This window comes from Aureimonas sp. Leaf454, from assembly GCF_001424685.1.
Classification (GTDB): Bacteria; Pseudomonadota; Alphaproteobacteria; order Rhizobiales; family Rhizobiaceae; genus Plantimonas.
Genome location: NZ_LMQT01000019.1, coordinates 135,099 through 153,144 on the forward strand (window position 1 = coordinate 135,099; position 18,046 = coordinate 153,144).

Here is an 18,046-nt window from a genome sequence, read left to right on the forward strand (position 1 = left end):
CGATTAGCGGCTCGGCGAAGCCGGCACGAGACACGTTTGATTGCCGGATATGACCGGCAGGAACCCGGCGCGGCCGGAAAACTCAATGGTCGCCGGACGCCTTCGCGGCCTTGGCGGCCTTCGCCGCGCGGTTGCGCTCGGCGATCTCCCGGCCCCGGCCTTCCTTGACGACCTGACGACCGCGGGCGATCGCCAGCGCATCCGCCGGCACGTCCTCGGTCAGGACGCTTCCCGAGCCGATATAGGCGCCCGCACCGACCGTGATCGGGGCGACCAGCGCGGTGTTCGACCCGATGAAGGCATTCGCGCCGATCTCGGTGCGGTGCTTCAGGGCGCCGTCGTAATTGCAGGTGATGGTGCCGGCGCCGACATTGGTGTTCTCGCCGATGGACGCGTCGCCGATATAGCTGAGGTGGTTCAGCTTCGCGCCGCGCCGGAGAACCGCGTTCTTGGTCTCGCAGAAATTGCCGACCTTCACGTCCTCGGCCAGTTCCGTACCGGGTCGAAGACGTGCGAAGGGCCCGACGGTCGCGCCTTCGCCGATCACGGCGCCCTCGATGTGGCAGAAGGCATGGATCACGGCGCCCGAACCGATCGAGACTCCGGGACCGAAGACGACGTTCGGCTCGATCGTCACATCCGGCGCGATGTCGGTGTCATGCGCGAAGAAGATCGTCTCCGGCGCCTGGAGCGTCACGCCGGAGAGCATCGCCTGATGGCGGCGGCGATCCTGCCAGATGGTCTCCACGGCCGCCAGTTCCACGCGCGTGTTGACGCCCAGCACCTCGTCGGCATCGGCCTCGATCGCGCGCACGCTCCGCCCCTCGCGTCGGGCGATCTCGACGAGATCGGTCAGATAATATTCGCCCTTGGCATTGGCGTTGCCGATCGCCTCCAGCATGGCGAGCGCATTCTCGCCCCGGATCGCCATGACGCCGCCGTTGCAGAAGTCGATGTGCTTCTCGGCGTCGCTCGCCTCCTTCTCCTCGCGGATGGCGAAGAGTTCGCCGTCGCGCTCGAGGAGGCGTCCGTATCCGGTCGGATCGGCGGCGCGAAAGCCGACGACGCAGATCTCGGCGCCCGAAAGAAGCACGGCGCGGGCGCGCGTCAGGGTCTCCTTGCGCACCAGCGGCGTGTCGCCGAACAGGACCACGATGTCCTCGAACCCCTCCGCGATCGCATCCTTCGCGGCGAGCACGGCGTGTCCGGTGCCGAGACGTTCGGATTGGAGATGGACCGAGACATCGTCGGCGATTTTGCGAACCGCGGCTTCCACCGCCGGCGCCTCGCGCCCGACGACGAGCGCGGTTCGCGTCGAACCCGCCTCCATCGCGGTCCGCGCGACATGTCCGACCATGGAAAGACCGGCGACCTCGTGGAGAACCTTCGCCTTGCCCGATTTCATGCGCGTTCCCTCGCCGGCGGCGAGAATGATGGAAAGGCAGGTTCGCGGCATGGCAGGGTTCCGGGACTGAACGGTCGAGGTGCTTTTATCACCCGCAGCTGAGCATTCGATGAACGAAGAGCGAATCGGACCCGCTGGTTAACCGATCGTCTGCAGGGCGGGAAAGGTTTCGAGCAGCCAGAAGGACAGGCTCTGCATTCCGCCCGTCAGGAACAGGACGCCCGTGACGACGAGGAGACCGCCCATCGCCTTCTCCACCCGCCCGAAATGGCGCCGGAACCGCGCCATGGCGCCGAGGAAGGCTCCGGAAAAGGCGGCGGCCAGCAGAAAGGGGATGCCAAGCCCGGCGGAATAGAAAGCCAGCATGGTCGCCCCCTCGCCCACCGTATCGCGCGTTCCGGCAAGGCCGAGGATCGCGCCGAGCACCGGTCCGATGCACGGTGTCCAGCCGAAAGCGAAGGCAAGACCCATGAGATAGGCTCCGACGAGGCTTCGCGGCTTGTCCGGCGCGCGAAATCTTGCCTCCTGCGACAGAAGCCGGATGCGGAAGACGCCGAGGAAATTGAGGCCCATGATGATGATTGCGATGCCCGCGACGATTCCCAGCCAATCGAGATTCTGACGCAGCAACCGACCGGCGGAGCTCGCGCCGGCGCCGAGCAGGACGAAGACGGTGGAGAAGCCGAGGACGAAGATCGCCGCGCTGCCGATCACGCGGCCATAGCCCGGCCGGCCGGCCGGCCGGTTCGCACCCGAGCGCAGGTCCTCGACGGAAACGCCTGCCATGTAGCAGAGATAGGGCGGCACGAGCGGCAGGACGCAGGGCGACAGGAACGACAGCGCACCCGCCAGGATCGCGGTCGGATAAGACAGCTCGCCGATCATCTGAGAACGCTCCTTGCTCGGTCCCGTCCCCGAACACTGGACCTGTCGGAGATGTCGGCACTCCGGGTCGGGCTGGCAGATCGGACCCGACGTCGTGTTTCGGCCCTGCCGCCACCGCTTACGCTCTCCACCCTGCCGCGGCAAATCAGCAAAACGTCGACTCGCGGCAATTGCGCATTGACCCGCGAAGTCGCCCTTTCTATGGTCCGCGCGGTTTCGCAAGCGCACGCCGCAGCGGATCGAGCGCGTAGCTCAGTTGGTAGAGCAACGGACTTTTAATCTGTAGGTCCTGGGTTCGAGTCCCAGCGCGCTCACCAAGCTTTTCAATGGGTTAGCTTGGTTTTTGATGGCGTTTTATGCGCCATGAAGATTACCCGAAATTACCAGCATTTCCGGGCTTTTCCGAGCATGCGCCGGGATTCCGTGGCGCATGCGTGGCGCACGAATGCGTCACCGCAGACACGGAAAGTAAAGCTTGACAATTTCGGTAATTTGTACTAGCCATCATGAGGCAATACGGAACCACATTGCCAGATTAAAAAACTAGTGTCAACCCACCGGAGAAAAGAAAATGATGGAAGCTTCGAACGACAATAGCCCGGTTGGTGATTTGCTCGTGGGCGCCAACGCCATCGCGGCGTTCCTTGGCTGCACCCGCCGCCAAGCCTATCGCTTCGTCTACGATGGCCTCCTTCCGTCCTTCAAGCTTGGTGGCACCGTTGCCGCCCGCCGCTCCACCCTCACCCGGTGGATGGCCGACCGTGAAACCGGCGGCATGAAGGTGTCCGCCTAGCCTGCGCAAATCTGCGCACCCACCAAACCCCGAAAGACCTCACCATGAAAATAATCGCAATCCGCCCGGCTTATGCCGGCGCGGGCAAGCCCCTGCTTGCCCATTTTGATGTCGAACTACACGGAAGCCTTCGCCTCTATGGCCTTGCCCTTCGCAAGACGCCCGACGGCCGGCTTCGCATCATCGCGCCGAACGCCAATGGGAAGCACGCGGCGACTTTCGCGCCGGAACTTGCGGACGAAATCACCAAAGCGGCGCGTGTCGCCCTATCGGAAGGCCATCCAGCCTATGCCCGCACCTAATCCCACCAAACGCGACGGCCGCGCCGCTAAGGTGGCGTCCCTCATTGATGACGGCCGCTTGGACGTTTTTGCCGATGCCTTCTACACCAATGCGGCCCGTGGCGGCGGCTTGGTGAAGGTCGTGCCGGAAGGTTTGGCGTTCGAAGCCATCACCCGTGATTGCCTCCTCCCCGCGGGCGTCGACCCAGCATCCGGCGATGAAGCAAAGCGTTGGTGCATCTTGTTCGAAGAGATCGCGGAATGCGACGCGGCCACTACCATCGTTCTATTCCTTGACCATGAATCTGGTGAGATGGTGATGCAGGCCATCGCCGGCCCATCATGCGACTACGACGTAGCTATGCGCATCATTGCCCGCGCGATCGAGGCGAAGCCGCTTTCAACGGAACCCGTGCGCGTCCGCCCCGTAATGCCGCGCACTACGGCGGCCAACGACAACGAGTCGGACCCAGTTGATCCTTGGGCGCGGGCAAAGCACCCCCCGCTTCCTGACGGCCTTCTGCCGCCCGTGCTCGAACGCTTTGCCAAGGTAAAAGCGGAAACGATGGGCGTAGACCCGGGTGGGGTCGCAGCGGCGACACTTGCCGTGTGTGCGGCCGCCATTCCCGATGACATCAAAATCCAGGTGAAGAAACACGACAAGTCTTGGACGGAGTCCGCCCGGATATGGGTTGCGCTTATTGGCCAACCTTCCGCGAAGAAGTCACCTATCATCTCGGCCGCTTCCGCGCCGTTGAAGGAAATAGACGACGAACTTTACCGTGAATATGCGCGGGCGACTGCCGTTTATGAAGCCCTTTCCAAAGAAGAAAAGAAGTCCGCCGTGCGTCCCTTCCGTCGCTATATGCGAATGGAAGATACAACAATCGAGTCGGCCCAAGAAATGCTTCGGGATAGTCCCGACGGTGTCCTTTGTTTGCAAGACGAATTGTCTGGCTGGTTCGGAAGCATGGAGAAGTATGCATCCGGCAAGGGTTCGGCCAAGGACCGTGGCTTCTGGCTACAATCCTTCAATGGCGGTTCGCACGTAGTCAGTCGTGTGGGTCGCGGTAATTTCCACATCGATAACTTATCGATCTCCTTGCTCGGCGGCATCCAACCGGAACCCATCCGCAAGATTGCCGCCGACATGCAGGACGATGGTTTGTTGCAGCGATTGTTCCCGATCGTCATGGGCACGGCAAGCGTTGGCACCGACGCACCGGCGCCGCCCGTGGTGGCAGAATATGCCGCCCTTGTCCGGCGTCTGAACGCTATCGAAAAGCCTAAGGCCGGTATGGTAGAGGTGCCGCTACGGTTTGACGAAGGCGGGCAAGCCATTCGCGCGGAGTTGGAGGTAAAGCACCAGGCCTTGGCCGCGGCGTGGCAAGACGTGAACCTTAAGCTGTCGGCGCACTTCGGAAAGTACGATGGCTTGTTCGCGCGCCTATGCGTTCTATGGCATTGCGTGGAGTCAGCGGGCGCGCGTCCGGCTTCCGTTGTAGAGGAAGACACGGCGCGGCGCGTGGCGGCTTTCCTCCATGACTTCCTTCGCCCCCATGCCATCGCGTTCTACACGGGCATACTCGGCCTATCCGACAATCCGGACGCGTTGCTTGCCACGGCGGGCTATATCCTAAGCCGTGGCCTTGAGACGGTGACGGCGCGGGATGTATGTCGTGGCGACCGCATCATGCGTCTTGGCAAGACGCAGGCCGCCGAGCGCGCGCTTGAACAGTTGGATGCGCTAGGGTGGGTGGTTCCTATCCCTACCCTTCGGCGTGATAGCACGGCTTACAACGTCGTGCCGCGTGTCCACACGCTATTTGCTGAGCGTGCGGCGGAAGAAGAACGACGCCGCAGCGAAGTCCGGGAGCTTATAAAGCTTTCGGTTGCAGCGTAGCCTAAGAATGCAAGTGTCGACAACTGTCCCTTGCGTGCGTGAGACAGAGATAAAAATCTTGGTTTTTTATATCTAGGGACGCTTTCCATTCCCCCGCGCGCGTAAGGGACGCTTGTCGACACTCGGGCTTCACCACACCACCACCACCACCACGTAAGGAAAGCAACATGACAACCATCATTCCGGCCGCCGCAGGCTACTTCGTTTTGAGTTGGCGGGAAGGCTTTCGCATCCCCATTGTTGGTTGGAAGAACGTCTTGTCGGATTGGAATCAATGTCATCCGATGTTCCCGGGCAACGACGATTGGCCGGAGCCCGAATTCAACGCAATCGAATGCCCCGACGGTTCGGTCTACGACGTTGACCACCAAGAGACTTTCGATAGTCGGGAAGAATGGAAAAAATTCAAGTACGACACTATCAAGCCGACCCCCGAAGATCGCCCGGCAATGGCCGCCTAGACTGCGGAAGTTCCGCAGATAGGCCAATTACCCTATCTGCCGTGCTGGCAAAATTTCCACCTCGCCATACTGTCGGAGTACGACAGTGACGCTTGTGGAAAGATTGCCACAAGCGTGAAACCTAAGGCAATCTTGCCTTAGGATACTAGCCGCCGTTGCCAGTATCCATCTTATAACCGTTATCAGATACATCAATTGATGTATCTTGCCGGCCTTCTCGGCGGCGATTGCCCGTGTCTCGCGGCCGGCTGCTTCCGCAATATTTTGCGGAAGCTTCTGTCATCCGATGACAGCCAAAACCGACACGCTGTCGGAAATCACCGCATGCACAGTTCCACCCGCCGCGCAGATTGCCCGTCCGAACGTGCGCATGGCATGGCGCGCTACCCGCCTACAATGGCCGCGATCAGCACAGCCAAAGCGACGACCACGACTGTCAAAAGAAAAAGCACGACAACAAGTGTCGCCGCAGCACTGTAAATTAGGCGATCAGTGAATGGCTTAATTCCGTAAATGCGGCTGTCGTCCACGTGACTGCCCCCAACTTGACGTAGGGGGTATAACACATACGGCGACCCTACGTAACAAGACGGCAAGTTCCGACTTCTGACAACGATTTTGAAGAAAGTTGCCGCCCAAGTTGCGCTTTTCGCGAAATTGTAACCTAGAGAGGTGAAGGGGCTTCCTATCAGGATGTCACTTAAACTCGCTTCGGAACCCCTAATCTACTATATATGGTGGTTGTGCCCGGGCGGGGCACCAAATCCGGGAAAACCACGATGATGCGACCTGCAATAAACTACGTTGCGGACATCCGTCCGCGCTTTGCGAAGAAGTGGACGGACGGCAAGCGGTGGGTAATGCCGCCCATGCGTGCCGCCAATGACAACCGGCCTTCGCCCGTCGTCGTGGACCTTCTACGGGCACGGCGCGAACTTCTGCAACGCTTGCCCGAATGGAACGGCCGCACCGTCAAGGCGTGGCCGACGGGGACACGGTTGGCGCGGGCGGGAAGGACGGCCGACCTTGCGGCGTTGCGCGCGTGGCATTCGACGCATGCACCACAACGACTCGGTGCTGCCAACGACAATGCTAAGGACGATGCCGATGCCCCGCCCGCGGAGGACAGTACCACGGTAATCTTTCCCACCGTCAACCGATTGGCCGCCGACTGGCTACGCCCGTCGTATACCGTGCGAAGGAATGCCGACGTCGAACGCGCGCCCGCCGGAAGGCCGGCGCTTGCCCACGTGGCGGGTGGCGGCGTCTTTATGCGCTTGGGCGATCTTCGGTTCGATTACGGCGTCTTGACGCGATTCCGTTCCGGCAATGTGTGGCGCACGCCTTCGGAAGACTACACCGCGGCCAAGGGTGGGGCATCGGACCGGACGGCGGGTGGTGACGGCGCTTACGCCCTTGCCCCGGTTGGCGGCAATGACGTGGAAGACGAAGCCATCCGATGCCTCGACGCCGCCATGCTTCGCGCCCGTGTGGGCGAAGACGATGCCCTCGTCTTGGATTGGGCCTGCACCCCGGGCACAGCCGCCGAAGTCGCCATGGCCATCCGTGGTTCGAAGCCGGGTAAATATGCCGAACGACTTGGCGTGCGTTTGATAGATGATGCCATCTCGCGCTTGCGAGATTTGTTGGCCGAGGATGTGCCCTCAAATGGCGTTCGCGCCGGTATTCATTAGGAGCAGAAAAAGAGCCGGCCTCGTGCCGGCTTTTCGCATGTCGTGCCTTCCGGACGCGACATGTCGCTGATGCGCCGCCCGCGCATCGGCACCATTCGACGATCGTTGTGGTGTCCATGCCGCAATGATCGCTTGTCGAGCGCGCGATCCCGCGAACCAAGCGTCAATTCTAGCAAGACCGTCGCACATCGGTGCGGCGGTCTTTTCTTTTGCCCGTCCGCAGTTTGCGTCGGGTTGCAAACAACGGAGCACAAGATGGACGAACCCGACAAGCCGCAGCTTCCCGAGTATTGGGGCGAGTATATCCTATCACCGGACGAAATCGCGGAAATGATTTCCGTCCCCGTAACGACCTTGAACCAGTGGGCGCGGCTTGCACGTGCCATGGACTTCGCGAGCTTTGGCGAAAGGGACAAGGGCCGGCGGCTATACCGCCCTCTGGATGCGTATGCGCTTGGCCTGATGGCAGAGCTCTACAGGTTGCAAGTGCCCATCACGCCCGAAACGCTGAAGGCGTGCATTTATTATACCTACGACGATGGCGACCCTTACCACCCCGTTCGGGATCAGGTCATGGTCCACGGCCGCCAAGGCGGGCTTGGACAGGTAACGGTGCAGGCTTGGTTGGTGTTCGCTGGTGTGCAGCACTTCGTGTCGGAGCTGATCGACTTCAGTGTTGATGGCCGATACGGCAGCGAGGTCGAGATCGAGACCGTCGAGGCCGTCGCATAGACTGAGTGGCATTCCGGCTACACCTCCCCCTAGGGTAGGTTCTTCTTGGCCTATACCACCCCTTGCGGGCGGGGAGGCCCGATATCCGGCTAGCCACCACTCGGAAAAGTTCGTCTTCGCTTTCTAACCGTTGACGGCGGCGGCCCCGGCGTTGACGGCTTCTGGCGTTCTGAACCTCGAAAGTCCCGTGTTTCTCGGCTTTCTACCCGGCTTGTTCGGCCCACGGCCATGTCAACGACAGCTTCGGCTTTGGCCGTTGACGTGTTGACGGCGTTGACGTGCTCCCACCCCCATTGAATGGAATATCAAATGGCAACCGATCCTTCAGGGAAGGCGGCGTGACCGTCTTCGAATGGCGCGCATGCTGTGAGGCCGGCGCCGATCGCGGTCTTGGCCGGTACGTCGTTCACGATGTGCAGGAGCCCACCGTCGCGGTGGAGGACGCACCAAAGTTTCTCACCGCACCGCTTGTTCCTGACCGATACATCACCCTCCACGAAGCCGCACACGCGTACTTTTTCCACGGGGCCGGCGTCCGCATCGCGGAAGTGAAAGTCGGGACGCAGAATCATGTGCAGGCCGTCCGTGGCAGCGCCGCGCACCTCCTGAACTTCGAACACATCATGTCCGCGCTCGTTGGTGACATCGGCGGGCGGTTTGCCGGTGGTGGTCGCATCGTTCCTTATCCGGATGTCGAGAAGGCTATTGCCCGAGTACGCACCGGGTGCCACGGCACCTGTGACGATTGCGCTGCCGGCCACTATGCCTTGAAGCTTGCTGGACTCGAAGCCCCACCGGAAGTCTCCATCGAAATTTGGCGACAGGCCGAGGCCAAAGCGTACGAGCTAATGACCGAAGCGCCGGCCTATAGCGCTATCAACCGACTCGGCGACGCGCTCTTGGAAGCCGGGCACATGGAAGGCGCGGCGGTCCACGCGTTGCTTGAACCGCTTCTACCGTTCGGCGCCTGGCTATCCGCCGACGCCGCCTAAACCACCGACAATGATCTAACAGCCCGGACGCCTTCGCGTCCGAGAAAGCGAACCCATGTTTGAATTTTTGAAGAAGTTGAAGCCGAAGTCCACGGCGGCGGACATCGCCGCGACACGCGCAACGATCGACTTGGCCGCCCTAGATGCCGTGCTCGTCGCCGCCGAGGACGAGCGACGCGAGCGACTTCTTGCCGGCGCCGATGACGCCGAGGTTCTCGCGATCGAAGCCCGCATCACCACCGCTAGGCTTGCCGTCGAGCGAGCGGAGGTAGTGGCGGCCGACCTCGACCAAAGACATGCCGAAGCCGTCGTGAGCGAGCGCACCCGTGCCGAACAGGCCGCGTTTGACGCTAAAGCAGACAAGATTCGCGACGCAATGGACGCCTGGAATGCCAACTACGCTACCCACGCCCGTGCCCTTGCCGCGCTCTGCGCGCAGATGGGCGAGGCCGACTTCGCGTGGCACGATCTTCAGCACCGGCTTTATATAAAGCCGGCGGAGCACGACACCAGCCGACTTCCGAAAGACTTCGACCGAACATGGCGCGGGGTGGCACTACCGCCGACAGCCGACTTTAACGGGTGTTCCGAACAGCAACGCGACCTTAGCAAGGTTCACATTAGCGCGGCGCTGCGCACATGAGCACCGCATCAATCAAAGTTGCCGCCCCCAAGTTCGGGCGGGCAGCAGAGGTTCGGTCGGCCTCCTATGACGAAGCCGACAATTCGGTGGAAGTCATTTGGACCACGGGCGCATCCGTCCGTCGGCGCGACTTCCGGTCGGGTACATATTACAATGAAATCCTAGAGGTTTCGGAAGACGCCATCCGGCTTGACCGCCTGAACGCCGGGGCGGCTTTTCTCGATACGCATGACGACTTCAGCCTTCGCTCCGTCATCGGCAACGTGATCCCCGGCTCGGCACGGGTCCAAGGCGGGAAGGGCTACGCCCGCGTTGCCTTGTCCCCGGCCGAAGGCGACCGCGACGTGGTCGCGAAGATCAAGGCGGGTATTATCCGTAATTGTTCAGTGGGTTATACGATTCATCGCGTGATTCGTGAAGCGAAGGAAGACGGCACGGACGAAGATTGGCGGGTGGTTGACTGGGAGCCGATGGAAATCTCGGCAGTGCCTATACCGGCCGATGCCGGATCACTTATCCGCAGCGGCGACAAGGATGGGGGATCGGTTGTCGAGATCGTTACCGTTGACGGCTTGTCAGCTTCCGAAGCAAGGCGCGCGAGAATGGTCGCGCGACATGCCGCGGCCGAGGCTTCGATCGCCGCCGTTCGGGGCCGCAGTTCCGTCATCGCACGTGCCATTGCCGCCGGCGTTGACGAGAGCCTGATCACAGAAGGCTTCCGAAGTGCCATCGAGATCGCCCGCCTTGCCGCGGACGGTAGCGCCAATCCGCTTGAGGCGGCAAAGGAAGCCTACCGGGTCGCCGAGCGCATGGAGGTCGACGAGGACGAGCGCGGCGCGGCTTTCGCGCTCGCCTTTATGATGGCCGCAGGCGCCTAACCCCCACTACCCCCACCATGGCGGCCGCCGCGGGTTAATGCCCGTGGTGTGCCGGCGCATGTCCGGAGCTTTCCACATGAGTGAAGTTGAAGAACGCGACGCCACCTTTGCCCGCCTACGAACAGTTGAGCACGAGTTCAATTCCGACACCGCGACGGTTATTGAGAGCATCGAGCCCGCACCGGTCACAGCGCCCGTTGTGACCTACGACGACGGCAAGCCGGCCGTGATCGTCACCTTGAAGCACCCCTTCAGCCTTGACGGCACCCGGATCGCCGAACTCCACTTGTCACCGCCGGCCTTCGGCGACGTCGAGGCCGTCCTGACGCGCGAGATCTCGATCCTCGACCTCTACGCGCGCATGGCCAACGTCCATGCGGACGTTCTCCGCGCGATGCGGTGGCCGGACATGGAAAGGTTTAGTGCCAAGGCAAAGCGCCTCGCGCCCACGATCGAGGTCCGCTGATGGCGCGCCTTTCATCCGAACTGGTGCTGTCTCTCACGGACAAGGTCTCCGGGCCCGCTCGGAAAATGGACGGTGTCCTAGACAAACTTGGTAGGCGTCAGCGCGGCTTGGCCAGCGGACTCGACGCCGGATCGGGTGCGGTATCAAGGACGGCATCCGCACTTGGCATGCTTGGACGGGCGGGTATCGCGGGTGGCGCCGCAGCGGCGGTAGCCGGAAGCGCCGCCGCCTTCACGCAGTTCGCCGATGTCGAGCGACAGCTAACCCGAACCGGCTTGAAGCTCGGCGCGACGACGGCGCAGATGGACGAAATCAAAGGCAGCATGAAGGACATCGCGCAGAAGTACGCGATGCCGATTGCGGAAGTGATGGCGGCCTTCGATAGCTTAGGCGAGAGTGGCTTCGAACTAGCCGAAGCCCGCGGCGCACTGGACGGCATGGTCAAGGCGACGCAGGCGTTGGGTGGATCGGGTGCCGATACCGTCGCCACTTACGACGCGGCCCGGAAGTCCATCAAACTTGCGGCCGCGGACAGCGAGCGCTTCTTCGACATCATCGCCGCCGGTGGTTCGATGGGGAAGTTCGAAGGTAAGGATCTTGCCACTTACCTGCCATCCTTGCTGCCCGTCGTTGCCAAGCACGGCTATGAAGGGCTCGACGGCGCCGCCAAGTTGGTCGGCTTTCTGGAGGTCATGCGCGACTTCGTCGGATCGTCGGAGCAGGCCGCGACGGCTACCGCGGACTTGTTCGAGAAGATCAGCTCGCCGGATGTCATACGCAACTTCGGCAAAGTCGGCGTCGACTTGGAGAAGCGACTTAAGAAGGCGCGCGATAACGGCGAAGACGTGCTGGAGGTGATGCACGACATCTTGCAGACGGTGACGGGCGGCGACGCTAGCAAGCTTTCCCAGTTCTTCGGGGACGTCGACAGCCGGCGCGCGGCGGACCTTCTACTTCGGCAATACGATCGCGTAAAGAAAGCACAAGACGAGCTCCGCACCAAGTCCGCCGGAACCGTCGAATTCAATGTGAAGGTCGTTTCCGCGAATGCGCAGGCGGAGATTGACCGGCTTTCCAACAATTGGGATGCCTTCGTTACCAACGTTGGCCGCGGCGCTTCCGCAATTATCAGCCCGGCCTTGGAAGAGATCAACCGGCAGGTTGCGCAAAGCGACGCGTTCGCCACCGGTGTAAAGAAGGAAGAGGCCCGGGGCGGTAGCCAGTCCGAGGCGTTCGAAGAATACAAGCGGCGTTGGCAGGAGCAAAACCCCGACAAATGGTGGGGTGGGTTTAACAAGGAGCTTCAGGAAAGCTTCGCCCGGGATATGCAGTCGTATGGCAAGGGCGAAATTCCGAGCCCTTATACCCGCGTGGACGCCGTCAAGAACCGCGACAACCCAGGCCGCTTCCCCGGCAAGGCGGACGCACAAGCCGCTTCGGACGCCGCGCGGGCAAGGCAAGCCGACAACATTGACGGTGGGCAAGTTCGGTCCGGCGGTGTGCCCGTGCCTTCGTCGCGTGACGTCACCGCCACACCCGCGCTGACGGAACAGCAACAGCGGGCGGAATACGACCGCGGGCGGCGGTTAGGCGAAGCGGCGGTAGGAAGCCGTCGGGCACAGGTTGCCGCCGTGGACGACGCATACCGGGCAATCCAAGCCGGCTTGGTGCAGCCGGCACCCGCACCGGAAGCCCCGAAGGCGGGCCGTGTGCGGCCGTCGGCGGCTATGCAGGTGATTGCACCGCCCGCACCGGCCCCTGTAGCGCCCGTGCAAACCAAAGCACCGGCTGCCATGGGGCCTATCAAGCCCGACATTTTTGGACCGGTGAAGGCAGAAGCCGAAGCGGCGGCGGTTGCGGCAGAGGCGGCCGGCCTTCGTGTGTCGTCGGCCTTCGACGTCACCGCCAAGGCCAAGGTGGACAGCACGGACTTGGACGTCGTGAACCGCAAGATCTCGCTCGCGATCTCTGGGCTCCAGCGGCTCGGGGCCGAAGCACGATCAGCGCAGCGGGCGGTCGGCGAGGCGGCGATGTCGGCGGGGAATGTTGGTAGGGTGGACTATGACGGCCTACACGCCGATACCACACACCCGGGGTTCTAATGCTCTATTCCATCGGCGCCTTGGCGTTGGACACGCGCCGGCACCACGTTAGTAGAGCAGCGCAATCACCACGGCCGCCTGTCCTATAATTAAGGCCGGCACCAAGGCGTAGGCGATTGCGGGGCCATGGCCGGCTTGGCGGGCCGCTTTCCATGACGTGGCGAGGTCCGTGATCAATCTCATACGGACCGAATGCATCGCGGCACGGATGGTCGCCGGTTCTTACAATCCGAACTAAAACATCGGCGTGAACGGCCTTGGGAGGCTAATCGATGAAAAGGTCAGTCCCTACACGCCACTTAGCTAAAATTATAACGATTAGATAACGGGCACGGTGATGACTCTCGCGTCATCCTCTTCCACACTCGGGTCGGGAGAACACCATGTCCAGCAACCACAATGCTACCACCCCGTCCTTCGACCATGGCATGGACGCGGCTTTCGGTATCGCCAACGCCATGGCGCTCTGTGTGGGGTTTTGGTCGGTTCTTGGTTGCGCTTGGCTGCTACTCAGCTGAAGTCTAGACGACGCCGACTACCCACAGAATACCCCAGCCGAGGAAGCCAATCCAGGCGATCATAACGCCGGCTGTCGTTACGGCTATAGCCACTAGTCCTATACGTTTTCCAAGTTCGCTAGCGGACTTAATGGGCGTCAACTCGCTCTGCGCTTCGTCGGACATGCGTGGAGATCCCCCGTGGACATGTCCACGCTTAGGTCGTTGAACCTGAACCCCCAATGAACTCGCGCGTGCTTCGATCCAACGACGGTTGAATCAGTAAGGTACGCCCGTCCTCGTCCCTTCACATTCACCCCGGCCCGCCGCGCGCGGGCCTTTTTTATGGAGAATCCCAATGGCCCTTACCGGTCTTCACGTTGTCTGCGGCGTCGCCGGCAGTCCTGCCGAACTCGGCGGCCACGCCATCGACCTTCCCCTGATGTCTTACGTGCTTCATTGGTCCGAGAGGCTACCGAACGCGGGCACCACGACGAAGGCCGTGCCCGTCGGCGCATCGCGCTCGGCCTTCCGCGTTCGCGGTGGTGTCGATGCCTACGTGGCCGTCGGCAAGACGCCGGACCCGGTGAACGGGCCGGCCTTTTTCGTGCCGGCTAACACCGACTACGACGTCATGGCACCGGCGGAAGCGAAGCTCGCGTGGGTGGCGGCATAGGGTAAAGGTAAGGCCTCGTTACGGAGCTACCTTGCAAGGCGTCGTTACCGCTGTAGATTCCTCCTGACTCGGAGGAGACAGCGTTCATGCAATCCGGCCACAAAGATTCCTGTTGACTTTTATGGCAACAATTGCCAAGTTGCGGGAACGGGGAGAGCTAATCCCTTATAAGCCTACCCTCGGAAAACGTGAGTTTTACGATAGGGATCTCTACATCGTTCCGGAGTTGAAGACATGGTTTTCGACTGTCTTGCCTACTCTCGTTCAAATCGATGAGTCCGACATCCAGCCTAAGCTACAGGTCGCTTCTCTTCTGAAGCAGTTTGTTACGGGCAGACAACTCCAGAAATACCGTCAGTTCAAGAGACTTAAGCCGATTGGTCGTGATGTATGGGAACTTAAGTCTCCCGACGTCCGCATTTTCGGCTGGTTCTTCCGCAAAGACTTCTTCATAGCCGTATGTGCTGACAGCATGGAACGGACTAAGGTGGAAGAGCTTTACGAGGAGTACATATGCCGCGCGCTTGACACTCGCGCAGCATTGGATCTTGACGAGCCAAAACACGTCGCGGGAGCCGACTACAATGATGTCATTTCAGATTGAGGTTGATCCTCGGGAGGCTGCGTCTTCCGAGTTGATTTCTGACGTCGGTTATCAGCTGCAGGACGCCTTGATCGAGGTGAAGTCTCGACACCAAATCACTCAGCAGAAGATTGCGGAATCCTTGGGCGTTGATCGTTCACGGGTGAACCGCTGTTTTTCTGGATATAGCAATTTGACTCTTAAGTCTCTTGCTGAGCTTGCTTGGGCAATGGAGAAGGTTGCTCGTATAAAAATTTGTGACGCTCATCAGGAAATCTCCGTAGACGATCGGAGGGGGCATAATTACTTCGAAAGAAGTATTTTTGCTGATACGTCGTCACGGCATTCAGGAAGAAAGATCGACTTCCGCAGAAAACCGTCGCCTTCAAATGCTCAAGTTAAAATGGGCGTATTTGTAGGAAGCTAGGTATGAAGGCAGGAGAAGGTTACGTTATTTTTTGCGAAGACATACGCGCCGAAGCCGCAGGGCGAAGCACGATTGTGGGCGTGTTTTCGGAAGACATAATCTTTAGTTCGGATTTTCCGAACACTATGCCAAAGCTCGGCGTGCAGTCCAACGTTTATGTTGATGCACTTGCACTTCCGAACAATATGACCTTGCGAGTGGAAGCCTCCTGGCAGGAAGAACCAGTAGCAGAGCTCGAGATAGATCTCAGTGATGAGATCAAAGAACATATGTTGGATGATTATCCATCTCGATATCCGAGGGACCCACTTAGCACCTTCGACAGCGTACCAAGAATACTAAGTATAGTTACGGTATTCCCATTGTTTGAAGTTCCTCAGCAGGGGATGCTGAGAGTCGTCTGCAATTACGATGGATCAGAATACCTCCTGGGCAGGAAGCTAATTAGGGCCGCTGCAGCCTCCCGATCTGAAGAACAATCGGATGAGTCTGAATCAATTCTGATTGAGTGATGAGAGTCACGTTAGTCCAGATTCAGACCTAGAAACGATGTGAGCAGATACCCTCGACAACCCGTCCCGGCTCGGCATAGCTCTTGTCCAACACCGGGGTATGGTGATGCGGTTAGGTCTGTGGTGGGCCGTTTGAAACCGCTAAGTGGTGAATGAAGGGTGCCCCTGTGGTGGTGGGCACCCTTCGCCTTTAGAGCGTTCCATCTCTGACTGCCTTCGCGATCATCATAGCGGCTTCCCGTGACGAGCTTTTATCAATGAACGCCTTTGGCTGTGGCACCGGTGGTACGACGCACCGTTCCATCATCGCTTTGATGTGGTTCAAGGTCGTGTAGTCCTTATTGGCGACGCGCAGGATAGTAAGCCGCCCTTTCCGCGCTTCGCATCGCAAGCCGCTTAGCGTCATCCCGCCAAGCGGGAACGCCAATGCCACGATGTCCTTCAAGCGTATGGGGGTGTTGGGGTCCATCGTGTCACAACCTAGCTAAAAAGAGCGTTGGCCTTCACGATGCGACCTTCCGGTGACAAGCGAAACCACACCGTCTCGAGCCATCCGACGTCTATGAGCACCAACCCTTTATCGTACAAGATCCTAAGGCACTCGAGATCGGAGCGTCCGAGGGTGTCTGCTTTCAAGCCGACGCTATCCTGGGTGGGTCCGTCATCAAGCCGGATAAGCATCTCAACCTGTTCCGGTAAAAGGAACATCATATGGATGGTATCACGGTAGCCGCGCGGTCGGCTGCAACGTCCGCAATTTCCTTGCGATGGCTTTCAACTTGAGAAGCACTCAACCCCGCCATCGCACGCCAAGCTACTTCCGAGCCCTTTAGCCGTTCGCGTACATTCGGAAGAACGGCTTTTCCGGCATCGGTGCCACACGCATCCGCCTGCAGTAGATAGAACCTCGTTCTGGCATCGAGAATTTCGATTTTGGTTCCCTGGGTCATTCCGTATAGGTAGGGTACCAAGGGTCACCCGTAGCAACTAAATCAGTAGCCCCGCCTGTTTAACGCGAGGCCCGCGAAACCCACCCGCTTGGCGGCTACCCTGCCGGCGGAAAAGCCGTCCAGCCAAGCTAAGCGCAAACGCGTTCAGTCATGCGCATACGGGCATCCGACCGCCGCCTTTTCCCGGTGATAGCCCGCCGCGGCACCTTCGGCGAAGGCTTTCTGCAGCTCTATGTCACCCGTCTTGAAGACGGCTACCGCGTCCAATTTCATACGTGTATCCGTACCCGTCAGCGTGGCGCCACTCAACGGCTTTGACGTCCAATCGTCGCTAGAAGCACCGACGTGAAAGGCAGCATGTGGATAAGGGTGCCGTGTTCGTCCCTCACTTCAAACGTGGTTGCGGCATCCATGACTTCGCCGGCCCTTAGACGCTCGGCGAGGATCTCACGGGCACTCGTTTCCGCCTCTGAATAAACCCGATCAAGATCGGCGAATTCCGCGCCTTCCGTATCGGGGACGAGTCCTTTGGAGTTTCGCACATTGAAATAATAACGCATCGCGGCCTCGGCTTCATACATCATCATTAGGATGCTGCCACCGGGCTGGACGCGCAATGTTGGAAAGCGTACGCAAAACTCAAAAAGTTGTTAGATTGCAATGGGGTAGCCGGCTATCCTTTCGATTAGCCGGCCGCTTCGATTAAGCCGCCCGCGCGACGTCCGCCGTGCGCGCTTCTAACGACCACCCCGCCAAGGCGCCACGATCGGCACCGGTGGTGGCCTCTAAGAAAGCGGCGACGTGTTCGATAAGGCGGGACGCCGTGCGGCCTTGGACGTCGTCCAAATGTTCGGCAAGGCCGTTCAATACGCCAAGCATGAACAGCGCGGCTTCGGGGCTGCCGGCCGGGTGGAAGGACGCTTCGGCGCCAAGGGCGGCGATGCGGTCGTGGTGTTCGGCGGTGGGCATGTTGGCCGCGTCGGCGGCGCGCCATTCATTGATGGCACGGACGGCTTGGCGGCTAAGTTGGGTGGCGACGTGGGACTTGGTCATGGGAATCGTGCTCGCTGGTAAGGCCGGCTTTCCACAGCCGGGGAATCTCGCTCCTTTGTTGAACGACATTCCTGCATGGCGGACGGCGCCATAGCCGGGGGGTGGAAAACTGC

At 60.4% G+C, this 18,046-nt stretch carries 21 protein-coding genes and 1 tRNA gene; 16 read left to right on the plus strand and 6 right to left on the minus strand.

Features of this window, described 5'->3' with window-relative positions:
* Positions 1–82 precede the first annotated feature (82 nt).
* Positions 83–1,456, minus strand: a complete 1,374-nt coding sequence (gene glmU / locus ASG43_RS12105; protein WP_056505075.1) for a bifunctional UDP-N-acetylglucosamine diphosphorylase/glucosamine-1-phosphate N-acetyltransferase GlmU — start codon at positions 1,454–1,456, stop codon at positions 83–85.
* Between the two features lie 87 nt (positions 1,457–1,543).
* The gene (locus ASG43_RS12110) at positions 1,544–2,287 is read right to left on the minus strand and encodes a cytochrome c biogenesis protein CcdA (protein ID WP_056505824.1); all 744 of its coding nucleotides are present in this window, start codon (positions 2,285–2,287) and stop codon (positions 1,544–1,546) included.
* Positions 2,288–2,531: 244 nt separating this feature from the next.
* Here ASG43_RS12110 and ASG43_RS12115 point away from each other — a divergent pair.
* From ASG43_RS12115 to ASG43_RS22770, 16 genes are all read left to right on the plus strand, one after another.
* A tRNA-Lys gene (locus ASG43_RS12115) sits at positions 2,532–2,607 on the plus strand.
* Between the two features lie 254 nt (positions 2,608–2,861).
* Positions 2,862–3,083 (plus strand): helix-turn-helix domain-containing protein, encoded by a 222-nt coding sequence (locus ASG43_RS12120; RefSeq protein WP_244488081.1) that lies wholly within the window; start codon positions 2,862–2,864, stop codon positions 3,081–3,083.
* A 44-nt stretch (positions 3,084–3,127) separates the two neighbouring features.
* Positions 3,128–3,385: a hypothetical protein gene (locus ASG43_RS23135; protein ID WP_056505078.1), complete on the plus strand. Its 258-nt coding sequence runs from the start codon at positions 3,128–3,130 to the stop codon at positions 3,383–3,385.
* 58 nt (positions 3,386–3,443) lie between these two features.
* Complete coding sequence (locus ASG43_RS12130; RefSeq protein WP_162244719.1) at positions 3,444–5,267, plus strand: DUF3987 domain-containing protein; 1,824 nt, start codon at positions 3,444–3,446, stop codon at positions 5,265–5,267.
* A gap of 167 nt (positions 5,268–5,434) precedes the next feature.
* On the plus strand, positions 5,435–5,728 hold the full coding sequence (locus ASG43_RS12135; protein ID WP_056505084.1) for a hypothetical protein: 294 nt from the start codon (positions 5,435–5,437) through the stop codon (positions 5,726–5,728).
* Positions 5,729–6,507: 779 nt separating this feature from the next.
* On the plus strand, positions 6,508–7,422 hold the full coding sequence (locus ASG43_RS22760; protein WP_156386660.1) for a hypothetical protein: 915 nt from the start codon (positions 6,508–6,510) through the stop codon (positions 7,420–7,422).
* 255 nt (positions 7,423–7,677) lie between these two features.
* Positions 7,678–8,154, plus strand: coding sequence for a hypothetical protein (locus ASG43_RS12145; RefSeq protein WP_056505089.1), 477 nt, complete (start codon positions 7,678–7,680; stop codon positions 8,152–8,154).
* Between the two features lie 338 nt (positions 8,155–8,492).
* Positions 8,493–9,146 carry a hypothetical protein gene (locus tag ASG43_RS12150; RefSeq protein ID WP_056505093.1) on the plus strand — a complete coding sequence of 218 codons (654 nt, stop codon included), beginning with the start codon at positions 8,493–8,495 and terminating at the stop codon, positions 9,144–9,146.
* A 55-nt stretch (positions 9,147–9,201) separates the two neighbouring features.
* Positions 9,202–9,789, plus strand: a complete 588-nt coding sequence (locus ASG43_RS12155; protein ID WP_056505096.1) for a hypothetical protein — start codon at positions 9,202–9,204, stop codon at positions 9,787–9,789.
* Positions 9,786–10,667, plus strand: coding sequence for an HK97 family phage prohead protease (locus ASG43_RS12160; RefSeq protein ID WP_056505099.1), 882 nt, complete (start codon positions 9,786–9,788; stop codon positions 10,665–10,667). Before ASG43_RS12155 ends, ASG43_RS12160 begins: the two co-directional genes overlap by 4 nt.
* A gap of 58 nt (positions 10,668–10,725) precedes the next feature.
* Positions 10,726–11,133 carry a phage tail assembly protein gene (locus ASG43_RS12165; protein ID WP_156386661.1) on the plus strand — a complete coding sequence of 136 codons (408 nt, stop codon included), beginning with the start codon at positions 10,726–10,728 and terminating at the stop codon, positions 11,131–11,133.
* The gene (locus ASG43_RS12170) at positions 11,133–13,235 is read left to right on the plus strand and encodes a phage tail tape measure protein (protein ID WP_056505105.1); all 2,103 of its coding nucleotides are present in this window, start codon (positions 11,133–11,135) and stop codon (positions 13,233–13,235) included. The genes ASG43_RS12165 and ASG43_RS12170 overlap by 1 nt, the downstream gene beginning before the upstream one ends.
* A gap of 855 nt (positions 13,236–14,090) precedes the next feature.
* The gene (locus tag ASG43_RS12175; protein WP_056505110.1) at positions 14,091–14,408 is read left to right on the plus strand and encodes a hypothetical protein; all 318 of its coding nucleotides are present in this window, start codon (positions 14,091–14,093) and stop codon (positions 14,406–14,408) included.
* A gap of 112 nt (positions 14,409–14,520) precedes the next feature.
* Positions 14,521–15,012 carry a hypothetical protein gene (locus ASG43_RS12180; protein ID WP_056505113.1) on the plus strand — a complete coding sequence of 164 codons (492 nt, stop codon included), beginning with the start codon at positions 14,521–14,523 and terminating at the stop codon, positions 15,010–15,012.
* On the plus strand, positions 14,993–15,418 hold the full coding sequence (locus ASG43_RS22765; RefSeq protein ID WP_156386662.1) for a helix-turn-helix transcriptional regulator: 426 nt from the start codon (positions 14,993–14,995) through the stop codon (positions 15,416–15,418). Before ASG43_RS12180 ends, ASG43_RS22765 begins: the two co-directional genes overlap by 20 nt.
* 2 nt (positions 15,419–15,420) lie before the next feature.
* Positions 15,421–15,930, plus strand: coding sequence for a hypothetical protein (locus ASG43_RS22770; protein WP_156386663.1), 510 nt, complete (start codon positions 15,421–15,423; stop codon positions 15,928–15,930).
* A 190-nt stretch (positions 15,931–16,120) separates the two neighbouring features.
* Here the strand turns inward: ASG43_RS22770 and ASG43_RS12185 are convergent, their stop codons facing one another.
* The 4 genes from ASG43_RS12185 to ASG43_RS12200 form a co-directional block, all read right to left on the minus strand.
* A complete protein-coding gene (locus ASG43_RS12185) occupies positions 16,121–16,399 on the minus strand; it encodes a hypothetical protein (protein WP_056505114.1) in 279 nt (92 codons plus the stop codon).
* Positions 16,400–17,024: 625 nt separating this feature from the next.
* Positions 17,025–17,153 (minus strand): hypothetical protein, encoded by a 129-nt coding sequence (locus ASG43_RS23735; protein WP_280137210.1) that lies wholly within the window; start codon positions 17,151–17,153, stop codon positions 17,025–17,027.
* Positions 17,154–17,185: 32 nt separating this feature from the next.
* Positions 17,186–17,467, minus strand: coding sequence for a hypothetical protein (locus tag ASG43_RS12195; RefSeq protein WP_056505119.1), 282 nt, complete (start codon positions 17,465–17,467; stop codon positions 17,186–17,188).
* 115 nt (positions 17,468–17,582) lie between these two features.
* A complete protein-coding gene (locus tag ASG43_RS12200) occupies positions 17,583–17,933 on the minus strand; it encodes a hypothetical protein (protein ID WP_056505122.1) in 351 nt (116 codons plus the stop codon).
* Positions 17,934–18,046: the final 113 nt, after the last annotated feature.

Bases quoted from the DNA above. Each gene is read 5' to 3' on its own strand.
- ASG43_RS12175 (WP_056505110.1), top strand. From the start codon at position 14,091: ATGGCCCTTACCGGTCTTCACGTTGTCTGCGGCGTCGCCGGCAGTCCT.
- ASG43_RS12160 (WP_056505099.1), top strand. From the start codon at position 9,786: ATGAGCACCGCATCAATCAAAGTTGCCGCCCCCAAGTTCGGGCGGGCA.
- ASG43_RS12185 (WP_056505114.1), bottom strand. From the start codon at position 16,399: ATGGACCCCAACACCCCCATACGCTTGAAGGACATCGTGGCATTGGCG.
- ASG43_RS22765 (WP_156386662.1), top strand. From the start codon at position 14,993: ATGATGTCATTTCAGATTGAGGTTGATCCTCGGGAGGCTGCGTCTTCC.
- ASG43_RS12170 (WP_056505105.1), top strand. From the start codon at position 11,133: ATGGCGCGCCTTTCATCCGAACTGGTGCTGTCTCTCACGGACAAGGTC.
- ASG43_RS12120 (WP_244488081.1), top strand. From the start codon at position 2,862: ATGATGGAAGCTTCGAACGACAATAGCCCGGTTGGTGATTTGCTCGTG.
- ASG43_RS22760 (WP_156386660.1), top strand. From the start codon at position 6,508: ATGATGCGACCTGCAATAAACTACGTTGCGGACATCCGTCCGCGCTTT.
- ASG43_RS22770 (WP_156386663.1), top strand. From the start codon at position 15,421: ATGAAGGCAGGAGAAGGTTACGTTATTTTTTGCGAAGACATACGCGCC.
- ASG43_RS12155 (WP_056505096.1), top strand. From the start codon at position 9,202: ATGTTTGAATTTTTGAAGAAGTTGAAGCCGAAGTCCACGGCGGCGGAC.
- ASG43_RS12200 (WP_056505122.1), bottom strand. From the start codon at position 17,933: ATGACCAAGTCCCACGTCGCCACCCAACTTAGCCGCCAAGCCGTCCGT.
- ASG43_RS12145 (WP_056505089.1), top strand. From the start codon at position 7,678: ATGGACGAACCCGACAAGCCGCAGCTTCCCGAGTATTGGGGCGAGTAT.
- ASG43_RS12195 (WP_056505119.1), bottom strand. From the start codon at position 17,467: ATGATGATGTATGAAGCCGAGGCCGCGATGCGTTATTATTTCAATGTG.
- ASG43_RS23135 (WP_056505078.1), top strand. From the start codon at position 3,128: ATGAAAATAATCGCAATCCGCCCGGCTTATGCCGGCGCGGGCAAGCCC.
- ASG43_RS23735 (WP_280137210.1), bottom strand. From the start codon at position 17,153: ATGAAATTGGACGCGGTAGCCGTCTTCAAGACGGGTGACATAGAGCTG.
- ASG43_RS12165 (WP_156386661.1), top strand. From the start codon at position 10,726: ATGTCCGGAGCTTTCCACATGAGTGAAGTTGAAGAACGCGACGCCACC.
- glmU (WP_056505075.1), bottom strand. From the start codon at position 1,456: ATGCCGCGAACCTGCCTTTCCATCATTCTCGCCGCCGGCGAGGGAACG.
- ASG43_RS12135 (WP_056505084.1), top strand. From the start codon at position 5,435: ATGACAACCATCATTCCGGCCGCCGCAGGCTACTTCGTTTTGAGTTGG.